11 protein-coding genes and 4 pseudogenes are annotated in these 17,688 nt (G+C 42.7%); all 15 read left to right on the top strand.

What is annotated here, in order from left to right:
- The first annotated feature begins 5 nt into the window (after positions 1 to 5).
- The 15 genes and pseudogenes from DXA18_RS10040 to DXA18_RS09970 all read left to right on the top strand — a co-directional run bounded on the left by DXA18_RS10040 (position 6) and on the right by DXA18_RS09970 (position 17,619).
- Positions 6 to 824, top strand: coding sequence for a replication initiator protein A (locus tag DXA18_RS10040; protein ID WP_024720795.1), 819 nt, complete (start codon positions 6 to 8; stop codon positions 822 to 824).
- Positions 824 to 1,618: an ATP-binding protein gene (locus DXA18_RS10035; protein ID WP_024720794.1), complete on the top strand. Its 795-nt coding sequence runs from the start codon at positions 824 to 826 to the stop codon at positions 1,616 to 1,618. The genes DXA18_RS10040 and DXA18_RS10035 overlap by 1 nt, the downstream gene beginning before the upstream one ends.
- Before the next feature lie 82 nt (positions 1,619 to 1,700).
- Complete coding sequence (locus tag DXA18_RS10030) at positions 1,701 to 2,192, top strand: PcfB family protein (protein WP_024720793.1); 492 nt, start codon at positions 1,701 to 1,703, stop codon at positions 2,190 to 2,192.
- Positions 2,189 to 3,052, top strand: a pseudogene (locus DXA18_RS10025) (type IV secretory system conjugative DNA transfer family protein); the annotation flags it as partial. The gene DXA18_RS10030 and the pseudogene DXA18_RS10025, both read left to right, overlap by 4 nt.
- Positions 3,053 to 3,752: 700 nt before the next feature.
- Positions 3,753 to 5,660 carry a group II intron reverse transcriptase/maturase gene (gene ltrA, locus DXA18_RS10020; RefSeq protein WP_109258339.1) on the top strand — a complete coding sequence of 636 codons (1,908 nt, stop codon included), beginning with the start codon at positions 3,753 to 3,755 and terminating at the stop codon, positions 5,658 to 5,660.
- Between the two features lie 134 nt (positions 5,661 to 5,794).
- Positions 5,795 to 6,826, top strand: a pseudogene (locus DXA18_RS10015) (VirD4-like conjugal transfer protein, CD1115 family); the annotation flags it as partial.
- A 123-nt stretch (positions 6,827 to 6,949) separates the two neighbouring features.
- Positions 6,950 to 7,165 carry a Maff2 family mobile element protein gene (locus tag DXA18_RS10010; RefSeq protein WP_017144663.1) on the top strand — a complete coding sequence of 72 codons (216 nt, stop codon included), beginning with the start codon at positions 6,950 to 6,952 and terminating at the stop codon, positions 7,163 to 7,165.
- Between the two features lie 12 nt (positions 7,166 to 7,177).
- Entirely contained in the window at positions 7,178 to 8,047 is an 870-nt protein-coding gene (locus tag DXA18_RS10005; RefSeq protein ID WP_118383792.1) for a VirB6/TrbL-like conjugal transfer protein, CD1112 family, read from the top strand.
- A 23-nt stretch (positions 8,048 to 8,070) separates the two neighbouring features.
- Positions 8,071 to 8,535, top strand: a complete 465-nt coding sequence (locus DXA18_RS10000; protein ID WP_092073132.1) for a PrgI family protein — start codon at positions 8,071 to 8,073, stop codon at positions 8,533 to 8,535.
- Positions 8,417 to 10,872, top strand: a pseudogene (locus DXA18_RS09995) (VirB4-like conjugal transfer ATPase, CD1110 family). Before DXA18_RS10000 ends, DXA18_RS09995 begins: the two are co-directional and overlap by 119 nt.
- Before the next feature lie 16 nt (positions 10,873 to 10,888).
- Positions 10,889 to 10,999, top strand: coding sequence for a hypothetical protein (locus DXA18_RS09990; protein ID WP_008688066.1), 111 nt, complete (start codon positions 10,889 to 10,891; stop codon positions 10,997 to 10,999).
- A gap of 18 nt (positions 11,000 to 11,017) precedes the next feature.
- A pseudogene (locus tag DXA18_RS17620) lies at positions 11,018 to 13,818 on the top strand (CD1108 family mobile element protein).
- A gap of 42 nt (positions 13,819 to 13,860) precedes the next feature.
- Positions 13,861 to 14,163, top strand: a complete 303-nt coding sequence (locus DXA18_RS09980) for a DUF4315 family protein (protein WP_008688068.1) — start codon at positions 13,861 to 13,863, stop codon at positions 14,161 to 14,163.
- Complete coding sequence (locus DXA18_RS09975; RefSeq protein WP_330424528.1) at positions 14,117 to 15,445, top strand: CD1107 family mobile element protein; 1,329 nt, start codon at positions 14,117 to 14,119, stop codon at positions 15,443 to 15,445. Before DXA18_RS09980 ends, DXA18_RS09975 begins: the two co-directional genes overlap by 47 nt.
- 101 nt (positions 15,446 to 15,546) lie before the next feature.
- The gene (locus tag DXA18_RS09970; RefSeq protein WP_118383791.1) at positions 15,547 to 17,619 is read left to right on the top strand and encodes a DNA topoisomerase 3; all 2,073 of its coding nucleotides are present in this window, start codon (positions 15,547 to 15,549) and stop codon (positions 17,617 to 17,619) included.
- The last annotated feature ends 69 nt before the right edge of the window (positions 17,620 to 17,688 follow it).

The following is a 17,688-nucleotide window of genomic DNA, read 5'->3' as shown; positions in this document are numbered from 1 at the left end:
ATATTATGGCAGATTTTGAATATTTCAGAGCAGAAGAATCTGACCAGTTTTCTTTTTTTCGGATACCAAAAGCTCTGTTCACAGAAAAAGAGTTTGCAAGCCTGTCCACAGACGCAAAGCTCCTTTATGGAATTCTGCTTGATCGAATCAGCCTGTCCAAGAAAAATGGCTGGATTGACAGTGAGGGTTATGTCTATATCATTTACACGATCGCAGAATTGCAGGAGCTGTTGCGAATGTCGCATACGACAGTGACAAAGCTTCTATATGAGCTGGATAGTGTGCATGGGATTGGATTGATCGAGCGGTATCGGCAGGGGAATAATCGTCCCTCTGTCATATATGTGAAAAATTTTGTAAAACGGAGTAGAGGAAAGCCAGTAAGATACTTTGTTTCTGGAATGCCAGAAACTGGAAATCCAGACTGCAAAGAATTGGAAATCCGGATTGCAAGAAACTGGAAGTCCGGAACGCAAAAAAATAGAAGTCCGGACTGCAAGAATCTGGATGGAAGTAATACTAAGATAAATAAGACTGAAAAGAATCATACTGATAAGAGTAAGGGCAATACACCCGCTTTGGAAGAAAAATTCAGTCAATATGGTAGATTTAAAAATGTTGTTCTGTCGGAAGCTGAACTGCAGGAGTTGATGACGCTATTTCCATGGGATTACCAGAAACGGATTGATCATCTTTCTGTTTATATGAAATCCAGTGGAAAAGAGTATCAAAACCATTTTGCAACAATCTGTCTTTGGGCAGAAAGGGATGGAACCAGGATAGGAATGGATAAATATGAATTTCAGGAAGGAGAAAGCCTGTGATGGAAAACAAAGTAACAGCAGATTATCTGGACGAAGAGGGATGTCTTCATTGTGGCACCTGTGGAAAAAGAAAACAGATGAAAGTCAGTCTGATGGGTTTTGAGCATGTAGTGTCCTGTTTGTGCGAATGCGAGGTAAAAGCCAGGCAGGAACTGGATGAGAAGATGCAGCGGGAAGAAGAACAGCGGCAGCTTTATCAGAGAAAATCCGTCGGACTTCGGGAAAGAAGATTCTGGGAATGGAAATTTGAAAATGACAATGGAAGCAACCAGAAGATACTAATCGCCAGGCAGTATGTAGAAAACTGGACAGATATGAAGAGAAAAAATGTAGGATTGCTTTTGATGGGACCGGTTGGAACCGGGAAGAGCTTTTTTGCAGGCTGTATTGCAAATGCACTTTTGGAACAGGGAGAACGTGTCATGATGACAAACTTTTCCAGGATTTTAAATGAAATGACCAGCTATCAGGCAGATAAGAACCAGATTATACAAAATCTTGTGGATTATCCGCTGCTGATTATTGATGACTTGGGAATAGAACGAAATTCCGAGTTTGCTTTGGAGCAGGTCTATAATGTGATAGACAGCCGCTATTGTAAAATGCTTCCGCTGATCATAACAACGAATCTGGGACTGAATGAAATGAAGTCCACAGATTTGGATACTGCCCATCAGCGTATTTACAGTAGAATACTTGAAATGTGTGTTCCCATCTATTGTGGTGGAGAAGATAAGAGAAAAGAAGAAGGGACAGAAAAACTCGTACAGGTGCAGAACCTGATTACCGGTTAATCTGTCTTTTTTCATTAAAGGGGGTGATTGCCATGATTACAGATTTGGACAGCAGTTGAATCGCTGAAAGGAGGGAAAAGTCATGCAGGAAGAGGTAACTCAGAAAACGGTCACGTTCTGTATTCGGGCTACTAAGATTACGGCAGACCTGTTGAAAAAGGTTCTTGTTGCGTATCTGCGTCATCAGAAGCAGAAATCAGTAGAGAAGAAAGCACAGAAAAATCAGCCGAAACAGGGAAAGGTCACGGTAAAAGAGCTGGCAAAACAGAATGCCGGGATGGTCAATATCGAGATCACGGACAAAAATATCAAGTCCTTTGAACGGTATGCCAGAAAATATGGGATCAATTATGCTCTGAAAAAAGACAAGAGCAAAGAGCCGCCGGTTTATCTGGTATTTTTCAAGGGACGTGATCAGGATGCCCTCAATGCTGCTTTCCGTGAGTTTTCCCAGAAACAGATTCAAAAAGCGAATAAACCTTCCATTCATAAGCGTCTTGCAGCTTACCGGGCAATGATGCCAAAGAAGACGAAGGACAAAGTAAAGAGCCGACATCAGGAACAGAGCCGATGAAGAAACAAAACGGCAATAATCTGATGCAGAAGTGGAAGAATAAAGCTGGGGTCAGGCTGTCCGCCCTGGATAAAAAGAAACTGGTTCTTACGAATCTTCCCTATGTTCTGACCGCTTTTTATGCGGATCGAGCATCCTGCCTATACAGGAGCAGTCCCGGAGAAGATATAGGGAACAAACTGTTATATGCGATGGAACATGCAGATCGGATTTTTACAGGGATTCTGTTGAGTTTTGACCTGAGAGATCTATTGGTTGGAGTTACTGTCGCAGTTGTTTTGAAACTATTAGTTTGGCAGAAACAGTCAGATGCAAAGAAACTTCGGAAAGGAATCGAGTATGGTTCAGCCAGATGGGGAACTGCAGAGGATATCAAGCCTTATATGTCAGATGATCCCTGGATGAATATTCCGTTGACAGCAACAGAAGCACTGACTATGGAGAGCAGACCAAAGCAGCCGAAGTATGCGAGAAATAAAAATATCGTGGTCATCGGTGGCAGTGGTTCCGGAAAGACACGATTTTTTGTAAAGCCGTCGGTCATGCAGATGAATTGTTCCATGGTCATTACAGATCCGAAAGGTACTCTGATCGAAGAGTGCGGGAAGATGTTAGCAAAGGGACCGCCTAAGAAAGATAAGAATGGAAATATTATGAAAGATAAATCTGGAAAAGTGGTTCATGAGCCATATGTGATTAAGGTTCTGAATACCATCAATTTTTCCAAATCGCTTCATTACAATCCATTTGCTTATATACGGTCTGAAAAAGATATCCTGAAGCTGGTGACAACAATCATTGTGAATACCAAAGGCGAAGGGGAAAAAGCTTCCGAAGATTTTTGGGTGAGTGCGACACGTTCGCAGGCGGTAAAAAGTCTGCGCACAGTGTTGGTTTATTAAATAATAACCAGTCTGTGAACTGGTAATCCGATAGGTGGAATGATGGGGTAACGCCCTGAAACGTCTATCCTTGACGGACTTGCGTCAGCTGTAATGGCTGGGGTGAGAAGCTCCGTGACAACGACCGAGAGTAGTCGTAGGAATCTGCCAAAAGATTCTCGAAAACGCCCCAGAGGTGGGGTGCGCTACCTATAGGTCTAGGATCTATAAAATATCTATGGTTAGAATGTTTACTTTGGCGAGTAAACTGACGAAAACTGCGAATGTACGGTTCTAAAAGAAGACCATATAGAAATGTATGGGTGCGTTAAAGCGCAGTCAGTGTGGTTCAGTAGAAATTGACCCTACGAACGACCATGTTGTGTTACAGGCACATCCAAGCTGACAGGACTATAGCAGAGACCTAAGGATATATGTACAGATAGGATTATCGGAACGTGGAAAGGCATCAGATTCCATTATGGGATAGCCTGACGAAGAAAATAAGCAGGTGAACTGGTGCTGAAAAGCCGTGATCGAACTTATGATGAGTTCTGCGAAAAAGAGGAACTCGGAGGAATGGTCACAAGTCGGTTGAAATAAACAGGCATTATTCAGTCTTATGATAAGGATTACGAGTAAGACCAAAAGGGTCACTTTCGAGAGGAGGTGATGCCTTATGCCAAAGAAAAGTAAAACATTATGTGTAGATGACCTGCGTCATGCGGAGTACTATGGAATGCAAGATACTTTTGATGAACTATATCAAAAAAGTCAGAACGGTGAAGTATTTGAGAATCTTATGGATTTGATAGTGAGCAGGGATAACATTTTACTTGCGTACCGAAACATCAAAGCGAACAAAGGCAGCTACACGGCAGGAACAGATAAAAAGAACATCACAGATATTGGGAGTCGAACTCCTGATGATGTGGTAAAAAGAGTGAGATTTATTGTTACGGGAAGCGAACACGGCTACAGACCAAAGCCTGTAAGACGGAAAGATATCCCGAAACCAAACGGAAAAACACGTCCGCTGGGAATCCCATGCATATGGGATAGGCTGATACAGCAATGTATCAAGCAGATCATGGAACCAATCTGCGAAGCAAAGTTCAGCAATAATAGTTATGGATTTCGTCCGAACAGATCCGTTGAACATGCCATTAACAGAACCTACACCATGCTTCAAATGATGAACCTTCATTATGTTATTGAGTTTGATATTAAAGGATTTTTCGATAACGTAAATCATAGCAAGTTAATCAGACAGATATGGTCGCTGGGTATCCATGATAAAACGCTGATTTTTATTATCAAGCGAATACTAACAGCTCCAATTAAAATGCCCGATAATACAACGGTATTGCCCGACAAGGGTACACCACAGGGAGGAATTATCTCACCACTACTGGCAAACATCGTTCTAAATGAATTGGATTGGTGGATAGCCAGTCAATGGGAGGAAAATCCAATTGCTATAAGCAGAGGGCGAGAAAGAATAATCGGAAAAACTAAGGTTTTTGATAAAAGCCATGGTTATAGGATTATGAAAAACACAGAAATGAAAGAAATGCATATCATTCGGTATGCGGACGATTTTAGGATTTTCTGTAGAACGAAAGAGGACGCAGTCAGGACAAAAGAAGCGGTTACGGAGTGGATTGAAGAGAGGTTGAAATTAGAGGTGTCTCCTGAGAAAACAAGGATTGTGAACACCAGAAAACGGTGGTCAGAGTTTCTTGGATTCAAAATAAGGGTAAGGTTGAAGCATCATAAATATGTGGTGCAGTCGGCAATCTGTGACAAAAAGGTTGAAATTGAAAGAGCAAAGCTAGTGGAACAAGCGAAAAACATCGCAAAACCCAGAGAGAAAAAAAGTTGTTTATCAGAAATTCAGCTATATAACTCCATGGTGTTAGGCATACAGAATTACTATCAGCTTGCCACCTGTATCAGTATTGATTGCAGAGAATTCCATAGGCGAGTAATGACAGTTTTGACGAACAGGTTAAATACAGAAACAGGAAGTATGCTAAAACGTGAGGGTGGAACTATCACCCAAGCAGAAAAGGAAAGATTCGGACAGTCAAAAATGATTCGATATGTTTCAGGAATTGACCAGATGATCTATCCGATTGCATTCATCAAAAATAAAATACCGATGGCGAAGCGATCAATCGTTTGTAGTTATACAAAAGAAGGTCGTGCTCTGATTCATACAGAACTTAACCTTAATCAGTATGTTCTGAAAGGACTGAGAGAAAAAATATCCGTTGGTCATAGCACAGAATACCATGACAGTAAAATATCTTTATTTTCTGCTCAAAAGGGAAAATGTGCAATCAGTGGAGAAGAATTCGCAGATGCGGAACATGTAGCTGTATGGCTCAAAGTACCAGGATCACTTGGTGGATTTGAAAGATATAAAAACATGGTTCTGATTCACAAAAAATATCTGATTCTGTTACAAGAACTGCCCCAAGCAGCAATAAAAGACCTGATAAAAACACTCAATATCACAAAAAAGATGCTCGTGAAAATCAATAGTCTGCGAGAGCAGGCGAACCTGTCAGCAATAATATAAAACTTAAATTTGGTGACTGATTAAATGTCTTGTGAAGACAATCGATGGAGCGCCGGATGCGGTGAAAGTCGCATGTCCGGTGTGAAGTGGGGGAAAAGGTGGAGATAATATCAAAACCTTACCTATCACTATAAGCAGAGAAATTGCTGTACACAGCACTGATTGCTTTTATCTGGTATGAAGGGGATGAAGAGGAAAAGAATCTGAATACCCTTCTGGATCTTTTGAACGAAAGCGAAACCCGTGAAGAGGATGAAACTTATCAGAATCCGGTGGATATGATGTTCCAGGAACTGGAAGAAAGAGATCCGCAGCACTTTGCGGTCAGACAGTATAAAAAATATAAAATGGCGGCTGGAAAGACAGCGAAAAGTATTTTGATATCCTGTGGAGCCAGACTTGCCCCATTTGATATCGCAGAACTTCGTGAGATCATGTCTTATGATGAAATGGAACTGGATAAGATCGGAGACAGGAAAACAGCCTTGTTCTTGATTATGTCCGACACAGATACAACCTTTAACTTTGTGATTGCCATGTTACAGTCACAGCTTTTCAATCTGCTTTGCGATAAGGCAGATGATGAATATGGTGGAAGACTTCCGGTGCATGTGCGTGTCATCGCTGATGAGTTTGCCAACATCGGACAGATTCCTCAGTTTGACAAGCTGATTGCAACCATACGAAGCAGGGAAATCTCTGCTTCTATTATTTTGCAGTCCCAGAGTCAGTTAAAGGCAATGTATAAGGATAGTGCAGATACCATTCTGGGCAACTGTGATACCACACTATTCCTTGGTGGAAAAGAGAAAACTACCTTAAAGGAAATGAGTGAGCTTCTGGGGAAGGAAACCATTGACCTGTATAACACTTCGGAGACGAGGAGTAATCAGAAGTCCTTTGGATTGAATTACCAGAAAACAGGCAAACAGCTGATGACGGAAGATGAGATTGCAGTCATGGATGGAGGAAAATGTATCCTGCAGATCCGTGGTGCCAGACCATTTTTCTCGGATAAATATGATATCACGAAACACAAAAACTATCGGCTTCTTGCAGATGAAAACGAGAAGAACCGGTACAAAGTAGAGAAAGAGTTAAATCCGCAGTACACACCGAAACCCGAAGAAGAGGTGGAAGTGATTCATGTAGAACTGTCGGAGTAACCTTGGGAATGAACGAAAAATAATGAGGAAAGGAATAACTGACATTAGGTGCGCCGGCTTTTTAGTCGGTGTTTTTTCATTCCCGTAAACACCTGAAAGAAGTCAGTTTTGGTTTATGAATATATGGCATTTTTTAGCAGTGCAATTACAACTTTAAAAACTCTTGTAGTCGCAATCGGCGCAGGTCTTGGTGTGTGGGGTGTCGTAAACCTTCTGGAAGGATATGGAAATGACAATCCCGGCGCTAAGAGCCAGGGCATCAAACAGCTGATGGCTGGTGCCGGAATCATGCTGCTGGGAACTACCCTGATTCCACAGCTGGCAACATTGTTCTCTTAAGAGGAGTGGTAGATGAACACCATCATTGAGAGAATTACGGAAGCGATAAAGGATATCCTGATTGGACTTATCAAGTCATGTTTGGATAACATGTTCACGTCTGTCAATGAGCAGGTGGGAACCATAGCCGGGCAGGTGGGACAGACACCGCAGGGATGGAATGCAGGGATTTTTAATCTGATTCAGAATATATCCCAAACGGTGATTGTCCCCATTGCGGGACTGATCATCACCTTTGTCCTGTGCTATGAATTGATCACGATGGTAACACAAAAAAACAATTTTCATGAATTTGAGACTTATAACATTTTCCTCTGGATCTTCAAAGCGTATGTAGCCATTTATCTGGTGACAAATACGTTCAATATCACGATGGCGGTCTTTGATGTTGGCCAGCATGTGGTCAACAATGCCGCCGGGGTGATATCAGGAAACACTGCGGTGGATGCAACAGAAGCAATTTCACGGATTGTGGATGCCCTGGAGGATATGGAGTTAGGGGATTTGTTCCTGCTATCCATGGAAACGATGTTGATCAGTGTTACCATGCACATTCTGTCAATTATCATTACGGTAATCTTGTTCGGAAGAATGATAGAAATTTACCTTTATACTTCCATAGCACCAATTCCGTTTGCCACCATGACCAATAAGGAATGGGGCAATATCGGAAACAACTATTTAAAAGGCTTGTTCGCACTGGCATTTCAGGGATTCTTCATGATGGTCTGTGTGGGAATTTATGCAGTTTTAGTAAATGCAATGACCATATCCAGTGACCTTCATGCAGCAATGTTTTCAGTAGCGGCTTATACCGTGATTCTTGCATTTTCATTATTCAAGACCGGAAGCCTTAGCAAATCGATATTCAATGCCCACTAACGGGCAGGAAAGGAGCGCATACCATGGCGTATGTACCAGTACCAAAAGACCTTACCAAGGTCAAAACAAAAGTAGCATTAAATCTGACAAAGCGGCAGTTGATTTTCTTTTCACTTGCCGCAGTTGTGGGAATTCCGTTTTATCTGTTCATGAGAAAACCAATCGGTTCCAGTATCGCTGCCATTTTGATGGTAACGGTCATGCTTCCGTTTTTCTTCATGGCAATGTATGAAAAAGACGGGCTTCCCTTTGAAAAAGTGGTGGCAAATATCATTCGACAGAAGTTTATCTGTCCGGCAGTAAGACCATATAAGACAGAAAATTTTTATCAGGAGATTTCCACCCTTGTAAAAAAGGAGGGTGTGCCGGATGGCAAAAAAGACAAAGCAGGAGGCTCAGCAGGAGCGTCTGTCCCTGGCGGAAAAAAGAAACCGTCAGGAAAGAAGAAACAAAAAAAGCAGAAAAGAAAGAGAACAGGAAAAGCGTAGGAAGAAACAGGAGCGGGACCGAAGGAAACAGAAAAGTATTCCTACAACTGCACAGCAGAGTATTCCGTATATTCGGATGTTGCAGGATGGTATCTGCCAGGTGACAAAGACCTTTTTCTCCAAGACGATTCAGTTTTACGACATCAATTATCAGCTGGCTTTAAACGAGGATAAGACCACGATATTTGAGAATTACTGTGATTTCTTAAATTACTTTGATTCTTCCATCAGTGTGCAGCTGTCCTTTATCAATCAGCAGGTGGATGTGGCAGAATTTGAGAAAAGCATTGACATTCCGGATCAGAACGATGACTTCAATGCCATTCGTGAAGAGTACCGTACTATGCTGAAAAATCAGCTTTCCAAGGGAAATAATGGTCTGGTAAAGACGAAGTATATCACTTTTGGAATTGAAGCAGAGAGTCTGAAGGTAGCAAGACCAAGGCTTGAAAGAATCGAAACAGATATCTTAAACAACTTTAAGGTTCTGGGAGCACAGGCACATTCCTTGAATGGTCTGGAAAGGCTGGAGATTCTGTATCATGTGTTCAACCAGGATCGGATCGAACCATTTAAGTTCCAGTATAAGATGCTTCCGGAAACCGGATTAAAGACCAAAGATTTTATTGCACCGACTTCCTTTAACTTTTCCAAGAATCAGACATTTTTGATGGGAAGAACGATGGGAAGTGTAAGTTACCTGCAGATTCTTGCACCAGAGCTGACAGACCGGATGCTTGCAGATTTCCTGGATGTAGATGACAGTATCAATGTCAACATCCATATCCAGTCTATTGACCAGAGTTCAGCGATCAAGATGATCAAGAGCAAGATTTCAGATTTGGATAAGATGAAGATCGAAGAGCAGAAACGAGCGGTACGTTCCGGTTATGATATGGACGTGCTTCCATCGGACCTTGTAACCTATGGAGAAGAAGCGAAGAACTTGCTGGAAGATCTGCAGTCCAGAAATGAGAGAATGTTCCTTGTAACGGTTCTGGTTATGAATACCGCAAAGAAGCGTCAGAAGCTGGATAATAATATTTTCCAGGTGCAGGGGATCGCACAGAAATATAATTGTTCCTTAAAACAGCTGGATTATCAGCAGGAAGCAGCACTTATGTCCTGTATTCCGCTTGGAGTCAATCGAATTGAAATCCAGAGAGGGCTTACCACATCATCAACTGCAATCTTTGTGCCATTTACGACACAGGAACTGTTTCAGGAAGGGGAAGCTCTTTATTATGGGTTAAATGCCTTGTCTAATAACATGATCATGGTTGACCGGAAACGCCTGAAGAACCCGAATGGACTGATTCTTGGTACACCGGGTTCTGGTAAGTCGTTCTCAGCAAAGAGGGAAATTACGAACTGTTTTCTGATTACAGAAGACGATATCATCGTCTGCGATCCAGAAGCCGAGTATTCGGCACTTGTGCAGGCACTGCATGGCAGGTAGTTCGGGTTTCGCCAGTATCTGACCAGTATATCAATCCGATGGATCTGAACCTGAACTATTCTGAGGAAGATAATCCGCTGTCATTGAAAGCAGATTTTATTCTGTCTTTGTGTGAACTGATTGTTGGAGGAAAGAATGGATTGGAGCCGGTAGAAAAGACCATTATTGACCGTTGTGTGCGGTTAGTATATCAGGAATACCTTGCCGATCCAGTACCTGAGAAGATGCCAATCCTGGAGGATTTATATAATCTTCTGAGAAAACAGGAAGAGCCGGAAGCACAGCGACTGGCCACATCATTGGAGATTTATGTTACAGGTTCTTTGAATGTGTTTAATCATCAGACAAACGTGGATATCAATAACCGCATTGTATGCTTTGACATCAAGGAACTTGGTAAGCAGCTGAAAAAAATCGGGATGCTTGTAATCCAGGATCAGGTCTGGAACAGGGTAACGATGAACCGTTCTGCCCATAAGTCCACCAGATATTATGTGGATGAGTTCCATCTTCTTTTGAAGGAAGAGCAGACCGCAGCTTATAGTGTGGAGATATGGAAGAGATTCCGTAAATGGGGTGGTATTCCAACTGGCATCACCCAGAATATTAAGGATTTGCTGTCTTCCAGGGAAATTGAAAACATTTTTGAAAACTCAGACTTCATTTATATGCTCAATCAGGCTTCTGGAGACAGGCAGATTCTGGCAAAACAGCTGAATATCTCACCAACCCAGCTGTCCTATGTAACCAACAGTAATGAGGGGGAAGGACTTTTGTTCTATGGAAATGTCATTATCCCATTTGTAGACAGATTCCCGAAGAATTCCCTCTATAAAATCATGACAACCCGCTTAGAGGAGACTTCCGAAGCAGATTAAATCAAAGGAGAAAACAATGTTACGAGCAATTTCATATGTATTAACTTTTAGTGGCGGTGCTGTTTTTGGCATCGCTTTTCTCTGTTTGTTACAGGCAGGGAAAGGGTATCCGAAGAAGGAGGAGTAAGTAGTGGCAGAACAGAGAATGAAAGTCAGGGATAAGAAAGTCCAGAAGATGACCAAAGATGGTCTGGTGGAAGAAAACCTGACAGATAAATCTTCTGTTCGTGTCAGTAATCGTGCCAGTGATGTACAGATGGGAATAAAACAGGGGGAAAAAGAAGAAAACCTTGTGGATAAGTCTCCCCGCCAGTCTGAACGGAGTGGGAAAAATATCCGTCCTTCTGTGCAAAAATCCAGGGATGCACCGGAACTGATGCGAACAGAGAAGCAAAGTGAGGATTTTGGACAAAATAGAAAGCAGCAAAACCGGAAAAGAATTCGTGCTGAAGTCGGAAAAGAATCCAGACTTGCGGAAAAATCCGAAGCCAGCCAGTCAGGGAGACTGAAAGAAAAACGTGCGGATCTTTCAGAAAACAGAGGGGACAGCCGGAGTAAGAAGAATGGTGGGAGTAAGAAACCAAAGCAGAAACAGCGTCTGAAATTTGCTTATGAGGAGACTGGTGCTTCTGTGAAAAGTGATAGGGAAACAGAGAAGCTGAACCAGATGGATGCGGATGGAGTCAATTTCCGTCATCAGAAACAGAAGGAAAAAGCCAAAAAGTTTTCTTATGAGGAAGCAAGAAAGAAAAAGGAAGCAAAGCAGCATTCCAAGAAGGCACAGGTTTATCAGGCAAATGAAGGAGAGGGTTCTGGAAAGAAGAAATCCCGCCTGAAGTTTGGGGAAGGGGAATCTGTGAAAACAGAAAAAGCTTTTGTTGTTAAGAAAGCAGGAAGTGCAACTTCCGCAGCATTGCACCGTGAGATCAGTAAAAATGAAGACGATAATGCGGCAGTAGAAGGTGCCCATAAGTTGGAAGAAGGATGCGAAGGTATTTACCGGCTGGAACAGAGAAGTGCCAGACGAAGGAAACAGAGGGCTTCCAGAAAGAGAAGCAGACTGGAGAGACAGGCAGAGAAACAGACACAGGCGGCAGCCCGTCAGGAGCAGAAGAAGCTAAAAAAACAGATTCAGAAGCAACAGATCAAACGGGATTATGCCAAAGCAAAGCGAAGTGAACAGACCGTAGGTACAGCTACAAAAGGTACGATTGATTATATCAAGAAGATTGGCGGCAAAGTCACCAATTCTTTAAAGAAAACCGGAAGGTGTATATCAGTGTGGCAGTTCTGATCGGATTGATGTTTCTGATTATAACGAATGTCACGTCATGCTCTGCAGTGTTTTTACAAAATGTGATCACTTACACGGGAACCAGTTATCTGTCATCGGATCAAGCAATCCGGGAAGCGGAACTGTATTATACACAGCTGGAAGCTAATCTGCAGGAGCGGATTAACAACATGGAATCTGAAGAACCGGGACATGAGGAATACCGATATAACATCGGACCTATTGAGCATGATCCGTTTATCCTGATCAGTTATCTGTCAGCAAAGTATGAGGAGTTTACTTTTGAACAGGTCAAGCCGGAACTGGATGCATTGTTTGCAGAGCAATATCATCTGACTACTGAAGCAGTCAATGAAACTGTGACAGAGACAGCAACAGTAAGAGTTGGAGAATCTTTGGGACAGGTTGTAACAAGCGGATATTGTAACTGTCCAATCTGTTGTGGTATTTGGAGTGGAGGACCGACTGCCAGTGGAGCATATCCAACAGCCAATCATACCTTAGCAGTAGATGCTTCCAATCCGTTTGTTCCAATGGGAACAAAGGTGGTCATGAATGGTGTCGAATATACGGTAGAAGATACCGGAGCTTTCGCAAGATACGGTGTACAGTTTGATGTCTATTATGACAGTCATGCGGCAGCATCCGCACATGGTCATAAGACCTGGGAATGCTATCTGGCAGATGATAATGGAAGCCAGGAAGTGGAAGTGACCAGGACAAGAGATGTAGATGTGCTGAATGTCACCTTAAACAGCGGAAATCTGATGTCGATCTGTCAGGACAGGCTGGGATTTTTCCAGAAAGAACTGTTCAGTGCCTATAACGATACGAAAGGTAATTTACAGATGTTTGCGACACCGGTTGATTTTAACTGGTATTCCAGTGTGACAAGTTATTATGGATATCGGATTCATCCAATTTCAGGAGCAAATCAGCTTCATAATGGTATGGATATCGGAGCGTCGGAGGGAACAAAAGTAATGGCAGGGCTGACCGGAACGGTTACAACTTCTGCTTATAACGACAGCTATGGCAATTATGTTGTGATCAAGGACAGTAAAGGCTATGAACTGCGGTATGCACATTTAAGCAGCCGGAGTGTATCTGCAGGTGTATCCGTCACGAAAGGTGATGAGATTGGTCTTGTAGGAAATACTGGAAATTCTACAGGAAGCCATCTTCATATTGAACTTCTGAAAAATGGAGAGCGCTTAAACCCGATCTTTTATCTGGAAACTGGAGAAGGGGCAGGCTTTGGCGGCAATGAATACACCAGTGAAGCGGCACAGCGTTTGTTGAACGAAGCAGCGAGATATCTAGGAACACCGTATGTGTGGGGTGGATATTCTCCAAGTGGATTTGACTGTTCTGGATTTGTAAGTTACTGCCTGACAAACTCTGGTGTAAGGAATACAGGAAGATTGACTGCACAGGGACTGTATGACATCTGCACGCCGGTATCTCAGTCAGAAGCACAGCCGGGAGATCTGATCTTTTTTACAGGCACTTATGATGCAGGAGTTCCGGTAACGCACATTGGAATCTATGTAGGCAATGGTCAGATGATCCATTGCGGTCATCCGGTGCAGTACACGTCCATCAATTCACCATACTGGCAGAGCCATTTCTATGGATTTGGACGATGGTAAGAAAAAAGGGCGGCTGCATCAGCCGTCCGGAAAGGAGAAGCGATGAAAAGTCTTGAAAAAGCAACGGCGGATTATGAGAAAGCCAAGGAAAAAATGGAAGCATCCAAAGCCAGATATGAAGCAGACTTAAAGCGGTTCAAGGCTGCGGAGATTGCAAAAACAGAAGCGGAAAATCTGGAAATTGTAAGAATTATCCGTGCAATGGATATGAGTATTCCTGAATTGGAAGCTTTCAAAAAGAGAATGAAAAATGAACTGCCCGGCAGGGTGGAAATACAGAAGGAGGAAACAAAAGCCGATGATGAATCTGGAAAAAATGAAACAGAAGAAGAGAACAATTACTAAAAGCAGGGTAAAAAAGGGCTTGCTTGCAGCAACGACATTTCTTTGCCTGACAACACCTTTGCTTCAGACACAGACTGCTTATGCAGCTGAGAATACCACACCTGCGATTACGATTGAGAAACCGGATGGCTGGAAACAGGGAGAAACAACCATTGCTGTTACGGTAGATGCCAGCCATATGCCGGAAGGTTTCTCAATAGCAAAGATTGAAGCGAAAGCAGGAAAAGATGGAAGCTGGCAGGATGTAACCGGAAGCGGAAGTATCACGATCACTGGAAATCAGACAGTGTATGTGCGTGTGACAGATGGTGAGGGAAAGGTCTATGAGCAGAATCGCTCTATTAAGTGTTATGACACGGAAAAGCCGACACTTTCTGCTTCTCTGACAGATGGTGTGCTGACGATTCAGGGGAATGATACAGTATCCGGGATTACTGCGGTAACAGTCAATGGCACCACTTATACAGACTTGAAGGATGGAATGCTGAGAGTGCAACTGACACAGAAAGATTTTACTACAAAACAGATTGAGATTACGGTAACAGACGGTGCTGGAAATACTTCTGAAAAGTATGTGTTGCAGAATCCTTACTATGAATGGGCAAAGAAGCAGGCAGAGAAACAGAAAACTTCCAGTGACAGTAATGGTGCAATGGCAACCACGACCAGTGCAGATGCAACTGGGACTGAGAAAACAACGACTTCACCGCTTCCGCAGGATGCACAGGCTTCTGAGCCGACAGATGCAAAAGGAACCGTGGATGATCGGACAGTGACAGGTATTGAGGAACAGCTTAATAAAGAAGGCGAGACAGCAGATTCTGTTACTAAAACAGCTACGGAAGGAACAAAAGAGTTTTATACCATTTCAACTAAGAGTGGTAAGATTTTCTATCTGATTATTGACAATTCAAAATCTCAGGATAATGTGTATTTTCTTACAGAAGTCAGTGAAAAAGATCTGATGAACTTCACACTTTCTGATTCGGTGACACTTCCGGAAGTGGATACGGTTTATGCAGAACCAGAGAAAAAAGCAGAGGAAGAAAAACCGGAAACGACAGAGTCATCCGAGAAAGATAAGGTAGAGGATGACATCCAGATGCCGGAAGATAAAAGTTCATTTGGAACGTATCTTTTGATCGTACTGGTTGCAGTCGGAGCTGCGGCAGGAGGATATTACTTCAAAGTCTATAAACCAAAGCATGAATATGATGACGAGGATGAGATGGAAGAGGATGAAGATGAATCCGAAGATTCAGAGTCAGAAAACGGGAAGTAGACGATGCAGATGAGCAGGAAGAAAGTGCAGAACCGGAAATTCTGAGAGATGAAGATTTTAATGATGATGTACTGGAAGATGAAGAAGAGGAGTAGGAGTAAATGAAATTAGTGATTGCAGAAAAGCCATCGGTTGCGATGGCACTGGCTTCGGTACTGGGAGCCAGAACAAGAAAAGATGGCTACGTGGAGGGAAACGGTTATATCGTTTCCTGGTGCGTAGGACATCTGGTTGGATTATGCGATGCATCGGAATACGATGAAAAATATAAAAAATGGAGATATGAAGATCTGCCGATTGTGCCGGAATGCTGGAGACACAAGGTTTTGGATGGAACAAAGAAGCAGTACGGAATCTTGAAAAAACTGATGAGAGATTCCAATGTAGATGAAGTGATCTGTGCTACTGATGCAGGACGTGAAGGAGAGTTAATCTTTCGTCTGGTGTATGAGCAGGCAGGATGCAAAAAGCCGATGAAGCGGCTCTGGATTTCTTCCATGGAAGAACAGGCAATTAAAGATGGATTTGCGTCATTAAAAGACGGTTCGTGTTATGACAGTCTCTATCAGTCAGCACTTTGCAGGGCAAAGGCAGACTGGCTGGTGGGAATCAATGCGAGCCGTCTTTTTTCCGTTCTGTATAACCAGAATCTGAAAGTTGGAAGAGTGCAGACACCAACACTTGCCATGATCGTGGATCGAAATCAGAAGATCAAGGAATTTACCAAAGAAAAATATTATATGGCTCATATCAAGTTTGATGATATGGATGCGGTTACAGAGCATTTTCAGAAAAAGGAGGATGCAGATAAAGTGGCTGCGGACTGCCTGGAGCGGATGTGCGAAGTGGAAAAGGATGATGTGAAAGAGAAGACGGTACGCCCTCCAAAACTCTATGATCTGACCACTCTTCAGAGGGAAGCAAACAGAATGTTTGGCTATACCGCACAGCAGACATTGGATGCCGTGCAGGAGATGTATGAGCAGAAGCTTGTCACTTATCCGAGAACAGACAGCCAGTATCTGACAGATGAGATGGAAGAAAGCACAGAAACTCTGATTCAGATGTTACTTGGGAAAATGCCTTATGTTGAAGGTCTGGAATATCAGCCAGACGTGAGTAAGGTATTAAATTCAAAGAAAGTATCTGATCACCATGCGATTATCCCGACTATGGAAGTAGCCAAAGCAGATATTGGTGAACTGAAAGAACGAAACCGTAAGATTTTGTATCTGATCAGTGCCAGGGTACTGACAGCAACCGCAGATCCTTATATTTATGAGAGCCATAAATGTCAGATTACCTGTAATTATCATACGTTTTATCTCACGGCAAAGAAAACAAAGCAGGAAGGATTCAAGGCGATCGAAAATAAATTGAAACAGTTCTTTGGCGTAAAGATTGAGAAAGAAGAGCCGGAGCTGGATATCTGGGCAGGCAAGCATTACGGCCCTTGTGATTCTTTTGTATCGGAGCATTTTACACAGCCACCGAAACAATACACAGAAGATACCCTGCTTTCTGCAATGGAACGTGCAGGGAATGAAGAACTGACCGGAGATACAGAAAAGAAAGGACTTGGCACACCGGCAACAAGGGCAGCAATCATTGAAAAACTGATTCAGTCTGGCTTTGTGAAAAGGGAAAAGAAAAATCTGGTGCCGACAGATGATGGCAATGTACTGATTACGGTTCTGCCGGATGAGATTAAATCTCCGAAGATGACAGCAGAGTGGGAAATGGCATTGAATCACATTGCCCAGAATACAGAGACAGCAGATGAATTTCTAAATGGGATTACAGAGCTGATGCAGGAACTGGTTGCCAGATATCAGGGGATTTCAGAAGAAAAGAAAGAGAAGTTTCAGGGAAAAGCAAAAGGAGAAGTCATTGGCAAATGTCCCCGCTGTGGAGCTGATGTCAGGGAAGGAAAAGTAAACTTTTACTGTTCTGATCGGAACTGTGCTTTTACCTTATGGAAGAATGATAAATTCCTTGCAAGCCAGGGGAAAAAGATGGATAAGGCGGCAGCAAAGAAGTTCCTGGCTAAAGGAAAAATCCATTATAAGGATCTGGTATCCAGAAAAACAGGGAGACAGTATGAAGCAACTGTGGAAATGGTTGATCCCGGCGAGGGGAATGTGCAGTTCAATCTGATTTTCCCACAACGATAAGTAGTGTATGGCAGGCAGTCTAAGGACTGTCTGTTTTCATACAAATATTATGAAAGAGAGGACCTTAGC

The sequence above is a fragment of the Dorea sp. AM58-8 genome, from assembly GCF_003464045.1.
GTDB classification, from domain to species: Bacteria; Bacillota; Clostridia; order Lachnospirales; family Lachnospiraceae; genus Claveliimonas; species Claveliimonas ammoniilytica.
Note: the sequence above shows the minus strand (reverse complement) of the source record. Positions and strands in the feature narration are given on the sequence as shown.

What these genes read in the sequence shown, in the direction of transcription:
- DXA18_RS10040 (WP_024720795.1), top strand. Translation starts at nt 6, where the DNA reads ATGGCAGATTTTGAATATTTCAGAGCAGAAGAATCTGACCAGTTTTCT.
- DXA18_RS10035 (WP_024720794.1), top strand. Translation starts at nt 824, where the DNA reads ATGGAAAACAAAGTAACAGCAGATTATCTGGACGAAGAGGGATGTCTT.
- DXA18_RS10030 (WP_024720793.1), top strand. Translation starts at nt 1,701, where the DNA reads ATGCAGGAAGAGGTAACTCAGAAAACGGTCACGTTCTGTATTCGGGCT.
- ltrA (WP_109258339.1), top strand. Translation starts at nt 3,753, where the DNA reads ATGCCAAAGAAAAGTAAAACATTATGTGTAGATGACCTGCGTCATGCG.
- DXA18_RS10010 (WP_017144663.1), top strand. Translation starts at nt 6,950, where the DNA reads ATGGCATTTTTTAGCAGTGCAATTACAACTTTAAAAACTCTTGTAGTC.
- DXA18_RS10005 (WP_118383792.1), top strand. Translation starts at nt 7,178, where the DNA reads ATGAACACCATCATTGAGAGAATTACGGAAGCGATAAAGGATATCCTG.
- DXA18_RS10000 (WP_092073132.1), top strand. Translation starts at nt 8,071, where the DNA reads ATGGCGTATGTACCAGTACCAAAAGACCTTACCAAGGTCAAAACAAAA.
- DXA18_RS09990 (WP_008688066.1), top strand. Translation starts at nt 10,889, where the DNA reads ATGTTACGAGCAATTTCATATGTATTAACTTTTAGTGGCGGTGCTGTT.
- DXA18_RS09980 (WP_008688068.1), top strand. Translation starts at nt 13,861, where the DNA reads ATGAAAAGTCTTGAAAAAGCAACGGCGGATTATGAGAAAGCCAAGGAA.
- DXA18_RS09975 (WP_330424528.1), top strand. Translation starts at nt 14,117, where the DNA reads ATGATGAATCTGGAAAAAATGAAACAGAAGAAGAGAACAATTACTAAA.
- DXA18_RS09970 (WP_118383791.1), top strand. Translation starts at nt 15,547, where the DNA reads ATGAAATTAGTGATTGCAGAAAAGCCATCGGTTGCGATGGCACTGGCT.